Below are 16585 nucleotides of genomic sequence, written 5' to 3'. Positions count from 1 at the left end.
CAAAAGGTCAAATCATATTCGGAATTTTGTTTGCTATCGCATTTATTATTGTGATGGTGTTTATGTACAGAAAAGACCTAAAACTGCACAAACGCTATTATAAAGGTAGTTTTTGGGTATTATTAGCCTTTATTGCTTTTATCCTTCTAATCGTTTCCATAAAGTTTATTTTTAAATAAAAAAGACGACCATTTTGGTCGCCTTTCAATTTATCCTTCAGTGCTTTACTTAGTTTACGTTAGGTAAAAAGTTGTAACGCGCACTATAATCTAACATTTGTCCTGCAAAAGTTTCTGGTTGTGTTACTTTAACAGCAGTAATTTCACCGTTATCATTGGTTTCTGGCACTAATACAGGATTTACAAATCCGCTGTAAGGAGCAGATTCAAACTGTTCGTTACGTTTTAGTACTTCAGCATGAATGTCCTGATCAACCTTTACACCATAGCCCTCAACAAGTGCCTGAACAGCGTTAAAATCACCTTCAGACTTAATACGTTGTGTCTCTCTTAATAACACCCCAAATAACTCATGAAGTTTATCATAGTCGTTAATGTTATAGAAGGTTTTCCCTTCTCTTGTAACTTTTTCAATAACGTTATCGGCTTTCCCTTTTTCGAAAACCCAAGCACTTACCCATTGACGGTTACGCATATGGGCCTCTTCTACGTCATCGCCTAGGTTTAAACGAATCAATTGAGTCATCAAACCATTTCTGATATAACCATCGTAAGCAGCCATACCAACTTTTTGCCAATCGTCTACTAATCCTAATTCCTGTAGTTTTGGAGTGTATAAATAGTACAAACCTACCAAGTCCGCACGACCTTCTTCTAAAGTAGAGGCATAGTTTTTAAGAGTTTCCTTTGTTTCTCCCACACCTGGGTTTAACTGACCAGAAGCATGCCCAATCACTTCGTGCAATGCAGTATGTAATTTATCGGCCAATTTTCCGTATTGTTCTTCTAAGGCTATTTCCTCTTCATCGTTAGCAAATTCTTTAAGTCGCTCGGAACCGCCTGCATTGTTATAAGAGTCAATGATATTACCCAAAGACACCGATTTACTACCTACGGCAGCGCGAATCCAGTTAGCGTTAGGTAAATTCACTCCTATAGGTGTACTTGGTGAAGCATCTCCAGCTTCTCCCGCTACATTTACCACTTTGTAAGTCACCCCTACTACGTTTTTCTTTTTGTGATCGTCCATCAAAGGAGAGTTATCCTCAAACCACTGTGCATTCTCAGATAACACAGCCATTTTTTTAGACATATCAAAATCCTTGATCTGTACAATAGTTTCGTAAGACCCCGTGTAGCCTAACGGATCATTATACACTTCAATAAAACTGTTAATGTAATCGATATCTCCTTCTGTAGCGTTAGTCCAAGCAACGTTATAGTCGTCCCAAGTTTGAAGGTCTCCAGTTCTATAATACTCAATCAACAACCCTAAAGCATCTGCTTGTGCCTGATTTTCGGCCACACCTTTAGCCAGATCCAACCACTTTATAATCTCATCAATCGCTCCTCCATAAAGTCCACCAGACTTATATATGCGTTCTTTAATTTCACCGTTTTCCTTTACCAGTTGCGTATTGATACCAAAAGACAATGGCTTATCTGGGTTTGGCGACTGTTTGGTAGCATAAAAGGCTTCTACATCGGCATTGGTTACATTTGGCCCATACATATTTATGGCACTCATAGCTACGTTGTCTATGCCTTGAGCTAAGTTTACTTTTTTAGTATCCCTATCATTAAAGATTACATCGAAAGCCTCCCCTTCTAAAGTGGTATTAGTTTCAGCTAACAACATCTTAAGGTAATCTGCAGAAAAGTCTGCTTTTAGCTTGTCGTTAGAATAATGATGGTGAATTCCGTTACTGAACCAAACTCGTTTTAAGTATACTTCGAAAGCTTTCCAATCATCAGTATTCTTATCTCCATTGTAATTTTTGTAAACATTCTCTAACGCTTGTCTAATTGAAAGGTTGTGTCGGTAGTTTTGATCCCACATGATATCACGCCCTGCCAAACCTGCTTGGGTAAGGTAGTACACCAACTTCTGCTTTTCCAAAGACAGGTTATCCCAACCCGGAACTTTGTAACGCAATACCTTTATATCTGCAAACTGCTCAACGTTATAATCAAAAGCAACTTCTGTTTTTTGTTCCTGAGGTATTTTTACCTCTTTTTCATTAGATTTATCCTGACCACAAGAGCTTAACAAAACCCCAGCTGCCAAGGCCGATCCAAGTATTGACTTAAATTTCATTGGTTATAATTTTAATAAGTTGAAAGCAAATGTAATACTTTTCAATGATTGACAAAATTGCTTACCTTTGAGATAACTAACTAATCAAAAACACATACATGAAAGCATTAAAGTACATTTTTCTACTATTGTTAATAGTGGTCATTGGTTTAGCGATTTACGTAGCCGTACAGCCTAACAGTTACGATGTATCTCGAACCAGAACCATCAAGGCTCCTGCCTCTGTGGTTTATAACGAAGTTATTGACTATAAGTCTTGGCCAAAATGGATGGCCTGGATCGAAAAGAATCCAGATATGAAACTTAACTGGGCTGAGCAAACCGAAGGTGTTGGTGGCTCTTATTCTTGGGAAGACAAAGAAGGCAATGGTAACATGAAAACATTGGCCGCAAATCCATACTCTACTATCGATCAACAAATGCAGTGGGAAGACTACGATCCATCTGATGTTTACTGGAAATTTGAACCTGCTGAAGATGGCACTAAGGTAACTTGGGGCATGAAAAGTGATAAAGTACCATTCTTCTTAAAAGGTTTTGCCGCATTCAGTGGTGGTATGGACGCTATGATGGGACCTGATTTTGAACGAGGATTGGAGCGTTTAGACAGTGTAGCAATTTCTTCTATGAAAGCATACAATATTAAAGTAAATGGTGTTGTAGAGCACGGTGGCGGATACTACCTATACAATACTGTGTCTTGCCGTATCGATGAAGTGGCAAGTAAAATACAGCAAATGATGCCTAAAGTGGGCAGCTATGCGATGTCTAACAATATCCAAATGGCAGGAGCTCCGTTTACCTATTACCATAGTTGGGATGAAAAAAACGGAACAACAATGTTCTCATGTGCCGTACCAACTACAGAGAGAGTGATCACTACAGAAGGAGATATCCTTACAGGACAAATGGAACCATTTAAAGCACTTAAGGTTACCCTAAAAGGTAATTACGACAACCTAAAGGAAGCTTGGGATGTAGCTATGAAAGAGATGGAAAAACAAGGCTTGGAATTTACTGAAGATGGGCCTATGCTTGAAGTTTATGCCAACGACCCAGGAGAGCACCCAAACCCAGCAGAATGGTTAACAGAAATTTACATTGCTGTAAAATAAATTGACAACCACCAATTATAACTAACGCCATTCGATTAAATCCGAATGGCGTTTTTTATTTATCTTCGCTCGTATGAAACAACTTATTCTTGTTTTTTTTGGTGGTGGGTTGGGAAGTGTGCTACGCTATGTTATCAGCAAATACCTTAATGCCACTCCATCCGAAATTCCCTATGGCACTTTTACAGTGAATATTTTTGGTTGTCTCCTTATTGGTTTGATTTTGGGGCTTGCATTCAAAAGCAATACCCTCACCGAAAACCAAACCTTACTTTTGGCTACTGGATTTTGCGGTGGCTTTACCACCTTTTCCTCTTTCGCTTTTGAAAACCACACTTTGCTAAAGTCTGGCGACTTAACTCATTTTGCCTTTTACACCATTGGAAGTATAGTACTCGGACTTGTTGCTGTCTTTCTAGGGCTTTATTTTGTAAAAGGGCTTTAGTGTTTTTTAAAGGCCTTTACTCCCGCTTCAACTTTTAAAGGCAAATAATTCACCCTAGGAACAATTGGGCATGAATACTTTTCGTTATAGGCACAATATGGATTATATGCTGTGTTGAAATCAATGGTAATACTATCACCTTGAGGAGTCCTTAAATCGATATAACGACCTCCATTGTAACTTTCTTCTCCATTGGTTTGATCTAGAAAAGGCAAAAACAAGTAGTCTTCAAATCCTTTTTTGGATAGATTTCCCTCACCTTGGTAAACGTTCAATTTATAGGCATTTCCCTCTAAATTAAAATGCAACACTCCATAAACTCGTTCGCGAGATATCCTATCGGTTGTGGTGCGCATTTCAAAATACTCGGTTTCTGGTGTACGCTCTAATCGAGCCATAACTACATAACTGGAATCTACCGGAAAATAATCCAAACCGGAAAACTCCTTTCGATCTTTATCTTTTAACGGAGATGTTGTTGCATCCTTGAACGATGCGTTTAATTTGCGCTGAAAATCAGTCACTCCTGTTATCGGACGTTTATCATCTTTACACCCTGTCAAGAATACCATTGTAATTATCAAAAGAAAATTCCTCATGCTTATTTTTTTCATTTCAAAAATACAACGAATCAGATTTTTATATAGCTTTGAAGAACAGAAAAGAAATCATGTCGCGAATTACTGTCACATATCAACAAACCTATAAGCGTTATGCAATGCTTGGGCCTTGTGGTGTGTTATAGTTTCGTACTATTAATAAGACCATATTGCAAAGTCCAACGTTAGCGTTGGACTTTTTGTTTTTAGTAACCAACAGAATCATGAAATTATTCAAATTATTATTCTCAGGTATCATCAGGCCGTACCTTAATACTTTTAGCGGTCTTTCTCAGGAAGTATGGTGGTTGGCTTTGGTAACCCTAATCAACCGAGCCGGAACCATGGTTATACCATTCTTATCTCTTTACCTAACACAAAGTCTCAATTTCACTTTGGCCGATGTTGGGTGGATTATGAGTGCCTTTGGTTTAGGTTCTGTTGTTGGATCATGGTTGGGAGGAAAGCTAACCGATTCTATTGGTTTTTACAAAATTATGGTGATGAGTCTTTTAAGTACAGGGGTGTTATTTGTACTGCTTCAGTTTCTCAATAGCTTTACTTCCATATGTATTGGTATTTTTCTGGTCATGGCTATTGCCGATATGTTTCGGCCGGCCATGTTTGTAGCTTTAAGCGCTTATAGTAAACCGGAAAATAAAACACGTTCGGTTACACTGATAAGACTTGCCATAAACCTTGGTTTTTCTGCAGGGCCCGCTCTTGGAGGGATCATCATTACTTCATTGGATTACGGCGGATTGTTTTGGGTAGACGGTATTACATGTGCCCTTGCTGGTTTGTTGCTCATAAAAGTACTACACCCTAAAAAAGCGAAAGTGTTGGATAATGAGATTAACCACAATCCTCAATCAGCTTATAGCGATAAGGTTTACTTTGTTTTCCTAACAGCTATGATGCTTTTTGGTGTGATCTTCTTACAGTACTTCTCCACAATGCCTATTTACTACAAAGAAGCTCATGCCTTAAGTGAGTTTGATATTGGCCTATTACTAGGGCTTAATGGATTTTTAGTTTTTGTTTTTGAAATGCCTTTGATAAAATGGCTTGAAAATAGCAGCTTTTCACAAGTAAGATTAATGCTTATTGGAGCCATTTTAACTGGGCTCAGCTTTTTAATTCTCAACTTTTTCTCGTGGGCAGGCATTTTGGTTGTAGGTATCCTACTTATGTCGTTTGGGGAAATGGTGGCCTTTCCGTTTTCCAATGCTTTTGCCATGGAGCGCTCCAAACGAGGGAAACAAGGGGAATATATGGCTTTGTACAGCATTGCTTTTTCGGTATCCCATATATTAGGGCACAATACTGGTATGCAATTGGTAGACCATTTGGGATTTAATAAAACTTGGTTTATTATTACAGCCTTGACTGTTTGTTGTTGTGGACTATTGTTGTGGTTGCAACAGGCAGTTAACAGATCGAACAAACGTATTTTGGAAACCAAAAAATCGACTGTAAAGTGATAACAAAAGATGTTTTAATAGTTGGAGGAGGCCCTATTGGTATTGCCTGTGCATTGGAATGCAAAAAACATAACTTAGACTATGTGGTTCTTGAAAAGGGAGCCTTAACCAACTCCCTTTTCAATTATCCATTAAACATGACTTTTTTCTCCACTTCAGAACGCTTGGAAATAGATGATATCCCTTTTATTAGCAACAACCCAAAACCCAATCGCGATGAAGCTTTAGAATATTATAGACGTGTAACTACTTCCAACCAATTAAACATCAACCTTTACGAAAAGGTAATTAACATTGAGAAAAGAAACGGAAGGTTTTCAGTGTTATCAGAAAAGCAAGAATACCACTCCAAAAACGTGGTAATCGCAACAGGTTTCTACGATATCCCCAAATTATTGAATGTCCCCGGAGAAAACCTTGATAAGGTTAAGCATTACTACAAGGAAGCACATCCTTATAGTATGCAAAATGTAGTAGTTATTGGCGCGAGTAATTCGGCTGTTGACGCGGCTTTGGAAATATGGCGTAAAGGTGGTAACGTCACCATGGTTGTTAGAGGAAATACTATTGGTGAACGGGTAAAGTATTGGGTAAAGCCAGATATAGAAAACCGTATTTCTGAAGGAAGTATTACTACTTAATTTGACTCTAAAGTTATTGGGATTACTCCAGGACAAGTGGTTGTTAAAACTAAAGATAGCATAATACATCTCCCAAATGATTATGTGTTAGCACTTACTGGATATCGCCCAAATTTTGAATTTTTAGAAAAGATGGGAATTAAATTATCTGAAGATGATAACCACATTCCAACTTATAATCCAGAAACCATGGAAACCAATGTTCCCGGACTTTATTTAGCTGGTGTAATCTGCGGTGGTATGGAAACCCATAAATGGTTTATTGAAAATTCACGAGTACACGCGAAGTTTATTGTAAATCACATTACAGCTTAACTACAAACTATACACGCTTCTTTGTCTTTAATTTCTCCTACCAATTGACCTTTTTCGTTCATACTAAAATCACAACAATCCATATACCCTTGAGTGATGAGTTTTCTTGCCCGTTGAATTTGTGATTTGACGGTAGGCAATGGCAAGTCTAGTTTTTCAGCTACTTGACTTTGCTTCAACCCTTTAATATCCGACAGAAATAAGGGGGTTCTATATTTATCTGGCAATGTTTTGAGTATGCCATGCAAACAATCCACCTCTGTATGTGCCGGTACTGGTTCCGAATCAACGTCCTGAATATCATTTTCTTCAAATGCAACTGCTTTTCCCTGCTTCCTAAAATAATCGATAACAGTATAGCGAGCGACACTGAAGCACCATGACTTCAATTTACTTTCGTCTCTCAGGGTTTCATTATTGGCATGGATTTTTATAAAAGTTTCCTGGAGCAAATCATCAGTAATATCGAGATGTCTCACCTTACTCTTAATAAATCGATAAAGATCATCACTGTATAAATCCCATATTTGTTTTGTGTCCATCATAAACCATATTGAAAACACGAAAATTACCTTATTCCTTATAATACGAATAATTTCCGTGTTCTTAGTCTTTAATAACGTTTAACAATTACAGTTAGAACATGTACAATTGGTACAGGTACAGCCAGAGCAGTTTCCTTTTTTACAAGCTTCGCAATTACAAGTACATTCAGTATTTTTCATGATTGATTTATTTTGTATCCATCTAATAGACGGAAAAGATGTAAAAAAGATGCAAAAAAAGAAATAAAAAGTAGCCTAAAATAAAATTTAGATTTACGCTTTACTCATTTGGTCGAAGTAATTTGGTATTTATCGAAAAGCAATTTAAAAAGTTTAATAAGAAATTTATTCTGAAAATATTTGCCCACAAAAACCAATAATTAAACTTAACTATGAAGTACATTATAGCTCTTGGTATTACTTTTTTATTTTCAATTAACGCCAAAGCTCAATCCTACCTTGGATTTTTGACCGACAACTACAGTGGTATCCACAGTTCCTTATTAAACCCTGCCAATGTAGTGGACTCCCGTTTTAAATCAGAGACGAATATAATAAGTTCTAGTGGTTTGGCTGGAAATGACTACTATGGCGTTAGTTTCCAAGAGGTTCTCCAAAACAACTACGATTTTAACGAGCAGGCCAAAACCTTCCCTGGCGATAGCCAAAATGGCTTTGTTAATATTGATATTTTAGGGCCTTCATTTATGCTTAACCTATTGCCTAACCATTCCATTGGATTTTTCTCTAGAGGAAGGTCAAACATTAATGTTTTTGGTATTGATAGCGATCTATTGTCTTACATCGCTGACGATATTGAATCTGAAGATGACTTTATAACTGAAAACAACAATGTTCTAATTACATCGAATTCATGGGTAGAAGTCGGTGTTAATTATGGATTGATACTGTATAATAAGGATCGTCATTTCATAAAAGGAGGAACATCCATAAAATACCTATATGGTATGGGAAACGGCTACATTAAAACAGAAAACCTTTCTGTAAATTACGACGCCGATGGTATTCAAATTTCACCAACCGAAACTACAGGCTCCATTGAAAGTAGCGGTAACATTATTTACGGGAGTAGCAGCAATTTTGATACTGACGATTTTGACAACACTTATGAGCCAAACGGAAATGCTTCTGGTTTAGGAATTGACCTTGGTTTTGTCTACGAATACCGTAGAAAAGAGTTTGTAAAAGACTCCTTAAGCACTACTCCATTTAAAAACCAAAATAAGTACATCTTAAAAGTTGGCGTGTCGGTAACCGATTTGGGAAGCCTAACATATAAAGGTTTTAACGAGAGCACCTATGATGTTACCAACACCATTAACGAAGACGCTTTCGAGGATACTGATGGTTTTGAGGATGCTCTGGATACTTTTTACACCCTTACAGAAACTAATAAGGGAGAAAAAGCTCATCTACCAACTGCACTACACCTTAACATAGACTGGAATGTACACAAAAAACTTTATTTAAACCTGAACTCAGATATCTCCATGAGGTCGGCAGATAATTTAAACACTTCCAATTCTCTAAACGCCATAACCCTTACCCCTAGATTTGAAACCAAATGGTTTAGCTTTTATTCGCCTGCAAGCGTAATGAAATACAGTGGATTCTCCTGGGGTGCCGGATTGCGTTTTGGGCCATTGTTTGTTGGATCTGGCTCTGTACTATCAAACCTTATTTCAGATCAATCTAAAGAAATCGATCTTTACTTCGGACTTAAAGTTCCAATCTATCAGGGTAAAAAGTCATAATCTCAAAAATAATGAGATACAAAAAACGCCACATTAGAAAATGTGGCGTTTTTACTTTTATGATATTAAGCTTAGCTTACATATTTCTTCTGTACTGTCCTCCTACTTCAAACAAAGCATTGGTAATTTGACCTAGCGAACAGAATTTAGTTGCTTCCATCAACTGGTCGAAAATATTCTGGTTGTTGATAGCGGCATGCTGAATCGCTGCCAACTGTTCCTTAACCTCAGCTGCATTACGCTCATTGAGGTTTTCCAAGGTCTTAATCTGGAATTGTTTTTCCTCTTCAGTCGCACGGATAACTTCCGCCGGAATTACAGTTGGTGATCCTTTACTACTCAAGAACGTATTTACCCCGATAATTGGGAACTTTCCGTTGTGCTTTAAGGTCTCATAGTACAAGCTTTCCTCTTGAATTTTAGAGCGCTGATACATGGTTTCCATTGCTCCCAGTACGCCACCACGCTCTGTAATACGGTCAAATTCTGTCAATACCGCTTCTTCTACAAGGTCGGTAAGTTCTTCGATAATAAACGATCCCTGGATAGGGTTTTCGTTCTTGGCCAACCCTAACTCTTTATTGATAATCAACTGAATTGCCATAGCACGACGTACAGACTCTTCAGTAGGTGTTGTAATAGCTTCATCGTAAGCATTTGTATGCAATGAGTTACAGTTATCGTAAATCGCATAAAGCGCTTGTAAGGTAGTACGGATATCATTGAAATCAATCTCCTGTGCGTGTAAACTACGTCCTGAAGTCTGGATGTGGTATTTCAACATCTGCGCTCTTGGGTTGGCACCGTATTTATGCTTCAACGCCTTAGCCCAAATTCTACGTGCTACACGACCGATTACCGCATATTCAGGATCGATACCGTTAGAGAAGAAAAACGACAAGTTTGGCCCAAACTTATTGATATCCATATCTCTTGACAAATAGTACTCCACATAAGTGAATCCATTGGCAAGAGTTAACGCCAATTGGGTAATTGGATTTGCTCCCGCTTCTGCAATATGGTAACCCGAAATAGATACCGAGTAGAAGTTACGAACGTTATTATCGATAAAGTACTCCTGAACGTCTCCCATCAATCGCAAAGCAAATTCAGTAGAGAAAATACAGGTATTCTGAGCCTGATCTTCCTTGAGGATATCCGCCTGAACCGTACCACGTACTTGAGCAATAGTTCTTGACTTAATATCAGCATACACATCAGCAGGTAAAACTTGATCTCCGGTTACACCCAACAACATCAAACCTAAACCATCATTTCCTTCAGGAAGCTCACCGTTGTATTTAGGGAGCTCTTTTCCTTCATAGATTTTAGCAATCTTAGTCTCTACCTCTTTTTCAAGTCCGTTTTCCTTAATGTAAATCTCACACTGTTGGTCAATGGCAGCATTCATAAAGAATCCTAACAACATTGGTGCAGGACCGTTAATGGTCATACTCACCGATGTCATTGCATCAGCAAGATCAAACCCTGAATACAGTTTTTTAGCATCGTCCAAACAACAGATAGACACCCCTGCGTTACCGATCTTTCCGTAGATATCCGGACGGTGGTCTGGATCGTTACCATATAGAGTCACCGAGTCGAAAGCTGTTGATAAACGCTTAGCTGGCATACCTAAACTCACATAGTGGAAACGACGGTTAGTACGTTCTGGTCCTCCTTCTCCGGCGAACATACGTGTAGGGTCTTCCCCTGTACGTTTGAACGGATATAATCCTGAAGTATATGGGAATTCACCCGGAACGTTTTCCTGCAAACACCATCTTAAGATATCTCCCCAAGCTTGGTACTTTGGAAGCGCCACCTTAGGAATCTGAGTGTGTGACAATGATTCTGTGTGTGTTTCTATCTTAATTTCCTTATCCCTTACTTTAAAGGAATATATAGGATCTTTATAACGGTTTACCTTTTCATCCCAACCGGTAATTACTTCCCAGTTATATGGATCAAGGTTCATTTTCATTCTGTCGAACTCTTTCTTAAGAAGGTCCATCAACAGTTTGTTGTCTTCGCTTACTTCCAAAGCTTCTTCATCTACTCCAGAACGCGTTAGTTTAGGCGCATAACCCAAAACGGTTTCCATGGTTTTGTAGATTCCATAAAGCTTTTGCGCAACATCAACTTGCTCATCAGCTGTCTTATCGTAAGCACGGTTATTTTCTGAAATCTCAGAAAGGTAACGTGTTCTTGCCGGTGGAATAACAAAAATCTTCTCACTCATCTCTTTGGTGATCTCGAAAGTAGACTTTAGATTAGCCTCTGCTTTCTCTACCAAAGTATCCATAATCGATTTGTACAATGAGTTCATTCCTGGATCGTTGAACTGAGAAGCAATCGTTCCAAATACAGGCATATCGTCTGGATCTGCATGCCACATATTATGGTTACGCATGTATTGTTTCTTCACATCACGCAAAGCATCCAAGGCACCACGCTTATCGAACTTGTTAATCGCAACTAAATCGGCAAAATCAAGCATATCTATTTTCTCCAACTGTGTCGCCGCACCAAATTCCGGTGTCATTACATATAGCGACACATCACTGTGCTCAAGAATTTCAGTATCGGACTGGCCAATACCTGAAGTTTCCAAAATAATCAAGTCGTACTCGGCTGCCTTTAATACTTCAACAGCTTCGTTCACATATTTTGACAAGGCCAAGTTTGATTGACGCGTTGCCAAACTACGCATATATACACGAGGGTTGTTAATTGCATTCATACGGATTCTATCTCCTAGCAATGCACCTCCTGTTTTACGTTTTGACGGATCTACAGAAATAATACCTATGGTTTTCTCAGGGAAATCGATTAAAAAACGTCTTACCAACTCATCTACCAAAGACGATTTTCCGGCTCCACCGGTACCTGTAATTCCCAACACTGGAGTTTTACAATCTTTATTTTTCTTGTGGATGGTTTCCAACGCATCTTTCGCCACTTGTGGAAAGTTCTCAGCCGATGAAATCACACGGGCTACAGCTTTAGGATTTTTATTTGGTAAATCCTTTACTTCTCCGTTCAACGACTCTCCAATGGCAAAATCCGATTGCATTACCAAATCGTTGATCATCCCTTGAAGCCCCATCTCACGACCATCATCTGGTGAGTAAATACGAGTAATTCCGTAATCCATCAACTCCTTGATTTCTTCAGGAAGGATTACACCACCACCGCCACCAAAAATCTTGATGTGCTCGGCTCCCTTTTCCTTAAGTAAATCGTACATATATTTGAAATACTCATTGTGTCCTCCTTGGTAGGAAGTCATTGCAATGGCATTCGCATCTTCTTGAATGGCTGTGTTCACCACTTCTTCCACACTTCTGTCGTGCCCAAGGTGAATCACCTCAACGCCTGTAGCTTGAATAATACGGCGCATGATATTTATGGCTGCATCGTGCCCATCGAAAAGCGACGCTGCAGTAACAATTCTTACTTTATGTTTTGGTTTGTAAGGTGCAATTTGTTCCATTTCCTTTTATCAACTTTTTTAAAGAGCTGCAAGTTACGCATTTCTTGAAAAAATTAAGGTAAGGATAGGTAGTATTCACACTTTTGAACACTCGAAAGAAATAGGTTAGTTACTCCTTGCAGCCGATATGGCCTCCATCAGTAAATCCTTGAAAAGGGGTTCGTACTTAGCAGATAAAAAATGCTCCTGAAGACTATATTGAAACTCATCCAAACGTTTAGAGTAAATCTGGCTGGCTTTCAACTCGATAATGGCTTCTTGCCAAATAACAAACAAGGCACTGATAATTAAGGAGTGTTTAATGTATTTGTCGTTTAGCTGATGTAACAAACTCTTGGAATAACTTAAAGCTGTTTGAGGCATGGCAGAAAGCAAACGAAGCGAGTGCTTTACAAAGGCTTTTATCTCCTCTGGATTATGGCAACTGGTAATACGAAAGTCGCTTAGTGAACGATTTTGCTTTAAGATGTATAACCCAAAGCCTTCCTCTACAACCAAATCGTATTGGCGAGGTGCCAGATAATAGACCTCTACCCCCATATTGGTATTCACTAATAACACTTCGTTTTTAATAATACTTTCCAATAGTGAATGAAAAGCAACTGCTTCCTTGTAAGAAAGAAGCAGTTGCTTTTTGTAGGCTTTAGCCATGATAAATACACAATGTAATACTGGTGTTTCCAAATTGGATTGCCTTTATTTTAAGTTAATCGAACAGCAAAATTTAATCAAATACAATGAGGTGATGCTCTGTTTTTTAAAGTTACAAATTATTAATCAGTATTGTATAAGTGGTTTGTTAATTTGGGGTTCAGTTTTCAATAACACCACATCCCGCTATCATCATGAGGAGAGGGTACAGCCCGACATGAGACCGTCTTCTGTTAGAGCAGAGATTTTCGTAGTGTATGCGGAAACTACATAGATTCACACTAATGTTTTATAACCAAAAAATTCAATGTTGGAGTAGAAAGTATTGAAGCTCCAAGCCCTCTAGAGGCAGCTTTAACTATAGAGTCTCCCGTAAAACATAAAACAAGTGTTAGTGAAATCGCACTGAACAAAAAATAAAGCGTCAATGTAATTTGTTGTTTTGCAGGTTTCATTGGTTGTTAGAACTTTGGTTAACAACACTAATGTAAAGATTTAAAATTAAGACAAACTTTTATTGGGTCAACTTAAAATCCTATTCCCTATTTTTGAAAACTACAAAACCAAAATCTCCAGATTATGAAAAAGACCATATTAACTTCTGTTTTAGCATTGAGCTTATGTTCCTGTGCCGAGTTACAACAAGTGGCCACCCAATTACCAGACCTTACACAAACAGGAATGGGCATTACCAATACCGACATCGCAGCAGCTTTACGCCAAGCTTTAGATAAAGGTATTGACGATCAAGTAACAAAACTTACTGCTACCGACGGGTTTTATAAAAACAATATGGTGAAAATCCTCCTTCCAGAAGAACTACAGAAAGTTGACAAAACCTTAAGAGATATAGGAATGGGTAATCTTGCCGATGAAGGCCTAAAGGTTTTAAACCGTGCAGCCGAAGACGCTGTAAAGGAAGCTACCCCTATTTTTGTGAGTGCTGTAAACAACATTACCTTTACCGATGCTAAGAACATTTTAATGGGCAGGGATAATGCCGCTACACATTATCTACAGCAAAGAACACAAACACAGCTTTACACTAAGTTCAATCCTGTGATTAAACAATCATTCCGTAAGGTTGGCGCCGATAAAATATGGAACAACCTAATTACTAAATACAATCAGGTTCCGTTTACCCAAAATGTAAATCCAGACTTAACGGATTATGTAACCAATGAAGCCCTTGAAGGTGTGTTCACCATGATTTCGGTTGAAGAAAAAGACATAAGAAATAAGGTTAGCGAGAGAAGTACCGACCTATTAAGAAAAGTATTTGCATTACAGGACAACAAAAGCTAGACTAATCTTCCCCCTAAAGTGGGAACTAAACATCAATTTGTCAGATTGAGCGGAGTCGAAATCATTAATAATCACTATAGAAATAATTCTCGACTTCGCTTGAATTGACAGAGCAACTACTCAGCAGAAATCTTCTTTGTGTACAATCCATCGAACAAAATCTGGATCTCACTCCCCTCGGTAATGGTTTCCCAAAGTTGCCTTACCGTACCATCAGAGTTGTTTGTCCAGGTAATTCTATGAAAAAATGGTTTGCCATCAGCATTAACAAGTTCGTCAGACCTAAGTATCATTAGATTTCCTTTACGCTCCCCTTTTAGGTGTAAACTTCCCCCTTGATTATCTATCCAAATCTGCTCCCATTGTTTTAATTGACCATTATAAAAATTATAGCTTGTCCCTGTATAATTCCCCCTGGAGCTTATCCACTGCTCTTGCAATACACAGCTATCCTGTTGCTTAACAATGGTATTGACCCCGGCTTTACTACCATCAGGCTTCATAACAACCCAGTCGCCAACCCAGAAATCAAATTGCTTATAAACTTCAGAACAACAATTACACTTGTTAGAATTCAATCCCTGTGAGAAGCTTAAAAATGAAATAAAAATGAACGGAAAGAATAGTCTTGAAAACATATTTAAAACATTGATTATCAATTAAAACTATTGAATATTTTTTAAAAAAAAGCTAATATTAACATAACATTGATTTTCAATGATTAACAGATATTTGTATCAAACAAATAAGAGACAAATTTTCTCTTGGTTAGTTGAATTAGTTAGTTATAAAGGAGTTAGTTGAGCCAGTTTCAAACAATTATTGAATCTGGCTTTTTCTTATTAACAAAAGACAGTATAACGTTTTTATTTTCAGATAATTAGCGTATATTTAATTTAACATTACTCCCTTAATGATTAACAATGGAAACAAACGATACCATCCAATTAAAGCATCAAAAACTCATTAGACGGTACAAAAGACTAATAGAGCAAGCCTACAATGTAAGACAAACAGATGCTGCTTTAGCAGACTTCTTTGAATATAAAGCGGTAAAACTACTAAGTAAAATTAACAGATTGAACTATATCACTCGAGAAGCTCATGTTACAGCAGCGATTTAAGGTGTTACTATTCCTTACATTTTTTCAGAAAACTCTTCCCTAAACTCTTTAAAATAGGTAAAGGCTTTTTTTAAACGAGAACCATACCAAGAAAACATTTCTCCATCGACCAATAGAATTTTGGCACATGGAAAAAACGCTTTTAATTCGCTTAAATGCTTTTCCTTAAACGGATAAGGTTCTGATGATAACAGCACCAATTCTGGAACTCTATCAGGAGATTCCAATTGCACCTCCGGATAACGCTTACTATCTGCATATACATTAACAAATCCATTTACTTTTAGCAGTTCGTGGATAAATGTATTATTTGCTACTACCATCCAAGGTTTCCGCCATATAAAGTAAGTAACTTTAATCTTAGGAAGTTCTTGAATATAATCTTTAAAGCTGATGTATTCATGATTAATTTCAGCTACCAGAGTCTTGGCTTGCTGTTCAACAGAAAACATTTTACCGTATTGCTGAATCATATCAAAATTATCCTCTAAACTGATGACATCTGAAATATGGACTGGAGCTATCTTAGCACAAGCCAAAACAATGTCTTGGGTATTCTCTTCTTTATTGCAAAGTATAACATCTGGTTTTAAAGCTTTTACCCTATCAATATGCAATTCTTTTGTACCACCAACAATCGTTTTGCTTTTTCTAAGGTGATTTGGATGAACACAAAACTTTGTTACTCCTACTATAAATTCTTCCAATCCTAAATCGCACAGCAATTCGGTTTGAGATGGCACCAAAGAAACAATTCGTTTTGGTGTTTCCTGAAATGAAATGGTTCTATTTAACTGATCAACAATGATCATG

Annotated in this window: 13 protein-coding genes and 1 pseudogene; 7 read left to right on the top strand and 7 right to left on the bottom strand. The window is 37.8% G+C overall.

All coding sequences use genetic code 11. From position 1 onward, the window contains the following. Window positions 1–228: 228 nt before the first annotated feature. Window positions 229–2277, bottom strand: a complete 2049-nt coding sequence (locus PWU04_RS11705) for a dipeptidyl-peptidase 3 family protein (protein ID WP_274476293.1) — start codon at window positions 2275–2277, stop codon at window positions 229–231. 98 nt (window positions 2278–2375) lie between these two features. On the opposite strand from PWU04_RS11705, the gene PWU04_RS11700 reads away from it, so the two are divergent. Further along, the gene (locus tag PWU04_RS11700) at window positions 2376–3392 is read left to right on the top strand and encodes an SRPBCC family protein (RefSeq protein WP_274476292.1); all 1017 of its coding nucleotides are present in this window, start codon (window positions 2376–2378) and stop codon (window positions 3390–3392) included. A 73-nt stretch (window positions 3393–3465) separates the two neighbouring features. Beyond that, complete coding sequence (gene crcB / locus PWU04_RS11695; protein ID WP_274476291.1) at window positions 3466–3837, top strand: fluoride efflux transporter CrcB; 372 nt, start codon at window positions 3466–3468, stop codon at window positions 3835–3837. On the opposite strand, the gene PWU04_RS11690 is transcribed toward crcB, so the two are convergent. Further along, window positions 3834–4436, bottom strand: a complete 603-nt coding sequence (locus PWU04_RS11690) for a DUF1684 domain-containing protein (protein ID WP_274476290.1) — start codon at window positions 4434–4436, stop codon at window positions 3834–3836. The two genes, crcB and PWU04_RS11690, sit on opposite strands and share 4 nt — an antisense overlap. A gap of 224 nt (window positions 4437–4660) precedes the next feature. Between PWU04_RS11690 and PWU04_RS11685 the strand changes: the two genes are divergently transcribed. After that, window positions 4661–5920, top strand: a complete 1260-nt coding sequence (locus tag PWU04_RS11685; protein WP_274476288.1) for an MDR family MFS transporter — start codon at window positions 4661–4663, stop codon at window positions 5918–5920. Beyond that, window positions 5920–6876 (top strand): annotated as a pseudogene (locus tag PWU04_RS11680) (YpdA family putative bacillithiol disulfide reductase). The gene PWU04_RS11685 and the pseudogene PWU04_RS11680 overlap by 1 nt, the downstream one beginning before the upstream one ends. On the opposite strand, the gene PWU04_RS11675 reads toward PWU04_RS11680, so the two are convergent. Next, a complete protein-coding gene (locus tag PWU04_RS11675; protein ID WP_319946483.1) occupies window positions 6873–7421 on the bottom strand; it encodes a sigma-70 family RNA polymerase sigma factor in 549 nt (182 codons plus the stop codon). The pseudogene PWU04_RS11680 and the gene PWU04_RS11675 overlap by 4 nt on opposite strands. A 392-nt stretch (window positions 7422–7813) precedes the next feature. Between PWU04_RS11675 and PWU04_RS11670 the strand changes: the two genes are divergently transcribed. After that, window positions 7814–9196, top strand: a complete 1383-nt coding sequence (locus tag PWU04_RS11670; RefSeq protein WP_274476287.1) for a DUF5723 family protein — start codon at window positions 7814–7816, stop codon at window positions 9194–9196. A gap of 76 nt (window positions 9197–9272) precedes the next feature. On the opposite strand, the gene PWU04_RS11665 is transcribed toward PWU04_RS11670, so the two are convergent. Together PWU04_RS11665 and PWU04_RS11660 are read right to left on the bottom strand one after the other, a co-directional pair. Further along, window positions 9273–12692 carry a methylmalonyl-CoA mutase family protein gene (locus tag PWU04_RS11665; RefSeq protein ID WP_274476286.1) on the bottom strand — a complete coding sequence of 1140 codons (3420 nt, stop codon included), beginning with the start codon at window positions 12690–12692 and terminating at the stop codon, window positions 9273–9275. A gap of 105 nt (window positions 12693–12797) precedes the next feature. Next, a complete protein-coding gene (locus tag PWU04_RS11660; protein ID WP_274476285.1) occupies window positions 12798–13376 on the bottom strand; it encodes a hypothetical protein in 579 nt (192 codons plus the stop codon). A 546-nt stretch (window positions 13377–13922) separates the two neighbouring features. On the opposite strand from PWU04_RS11660, the gene PWU04_RS11655 reads away from it, so the two are divergent. Further along, window positions 13923–14648 (top strand): DUF4197 domain-containing protein, encoded by a 726-nt coding sequence (locus PWU04_RS11655; RefSeq protein WP_274476284.1) that lies wholly within the window; start codon window positions 13923–13925, stop codon window positions 14646–14648. Between the two features lie 116 nt (window positions 14649–14764). Here the strand turns inward: PWU04_RS11655 and PWU04_RS11650 are convergent, their stop codons facing one another. Continuing rightward, the gene (locus tag PWU04_RS11650; RefSeq protein WP_274476283.1) at window positions 14765–15286 is read right to left on the bottom strand and encodes a hypothetical protein; all 522 of its coding nucleotides are present in this window, start codon (window positions 15284–15286) and stop codon (window positions 14765–14767) included. A gap of 285 nt (window positions 15287–15571) precedes the next feature. Here PWU04_RS11650 and PWU04_RS11645 point away from each other — a divergent pair, with 285 nt between their 5' ends. Further along, window positions 15572–15772: a Lacal_2735 family protein gene (locus PWU04_RS11645; RefSeq protein WP_274476282.1), complete on the top strand. Its 201-nt coding sequence runs from the start codon at window positions 15572–15574 to the stop codon at window positions 15770–15772. A 14-nt stretch (window positions 15773–15786) separates the two neighbouring features. On the opposite strand, the gene PWU04_RS11640 is transcribed toward PWU04_RS11645, so the two are convergent. Then, window positions 15787–16584, bottom strand: a complete 798-nt coding sequence (locus PWU04_RS11640; RefSeq protein WP_274476281.1) for an ABC transporter substrate-binding protein — start codon at window positions 16582–16584, stop codon at window positions 15787–15789. Window position 16585 lies beyond the last annotated feature (1 nt).

Source organism: Mangrovimonas aestuarii (genome assembly GCF_028767185.1).
Classification (GTDB): domain Bacteria; phylum Bacteroidota; class Bacteroidia; order Flavobacteriales; family Flavobacteriaceae; genus Mangrovimonas_B; species Mangrovimonas_B aestuarii.
This window is presented reverse-complemented; position numbering and strand designations above follow the sequence as displayed.

Excerpts from the sequence above, each read along its gene's own strand:
- PWU04_RS11645 (WP_274476282.1), top strand. The coding sequence starts at position 15,572 with ATGGAAACAAACGATACCATCCAATTAAAGCATCAAAAACTCATTAGA.
- PWU04_RS11655 (WP_274476284.1), top strand. The coding sequence starts at position 13,923 with ATGAAAAAGACCATATTAACTTCTGTTTTAGCATTGAGCTTATGTTCC.
- PWU04_RS11690 (WP_274476290.1), bottom strand. The coding sequence starts at position 4,436 with ATGAGGAATTTTCTTTTGATAATTACAATGGTATTCTTGACAGGGTGT.
- crcB (WP_274476291.1), top strand. The coding sequence starts at position 3,466 with ATGAAACAACTTATTCTTGTTTTTTTTGGTGGTGGGTTGGGAAGTGTG.
- PWU04_RS11700 (WP_274476292.1), top strand. The coding sequence starts at position 2,376 with ATGAAAGCATTAAAGTACATTTTTCTACTATTGTTAATAGTGGTCATT.
- PWU04_RS11670 (WP_274476287.1), top strand. The coding sequence starts at position 7,814 with ATGAAGTACATTATAGCTCTTGGTATTACTTTTTTATTTTCAATTAAC.
- PWU04_RS11705 (WP_274476293.1), bottom strand. The coding sequence starts at position 2,277 with ATGAAATTTAAGTCAATACTTGGATCGGCCTTGGCAGCTGGGGTTTTG.
- PWU04_RS11640 (WP_274476281.1), bottom strand. The coding sequence starts at position 16,584 with ATGATCATTGTTGATCAGTTAAATAGAACCATTTCATTTCAGGAAACA.
- PWU04_RS11650 (WP_274476283.1), bottom strand. The coding sequence starts at position 15,286 with ATGTTTTCAAGACTATTCTTTCCGTTCATTTTTATTTCATTTTTAAGC.
- PWU04_RS11665 (WP_274476286.1), bottom strand. The coding sequence starts at position 12,692 with ATGGAACAAATTGCACCTTACAAACCAAAACATAAAGTAAGAATTGTT.
- PWU04_RS11685 (WP_274476288.1), top strand. The coding sequence starts at position 4,661 with ATGAAATTATTCAAATTATTATTCTCAGGTATCATCAGGCCGTACCTT.
- PWU04_RS11675 (WP_319946483.1), bottom strand. The coding sequence starts at position 7,421 with ATGATGGACACAAAACAAATATGGGATTTATACAGTGATGATCTTTAT.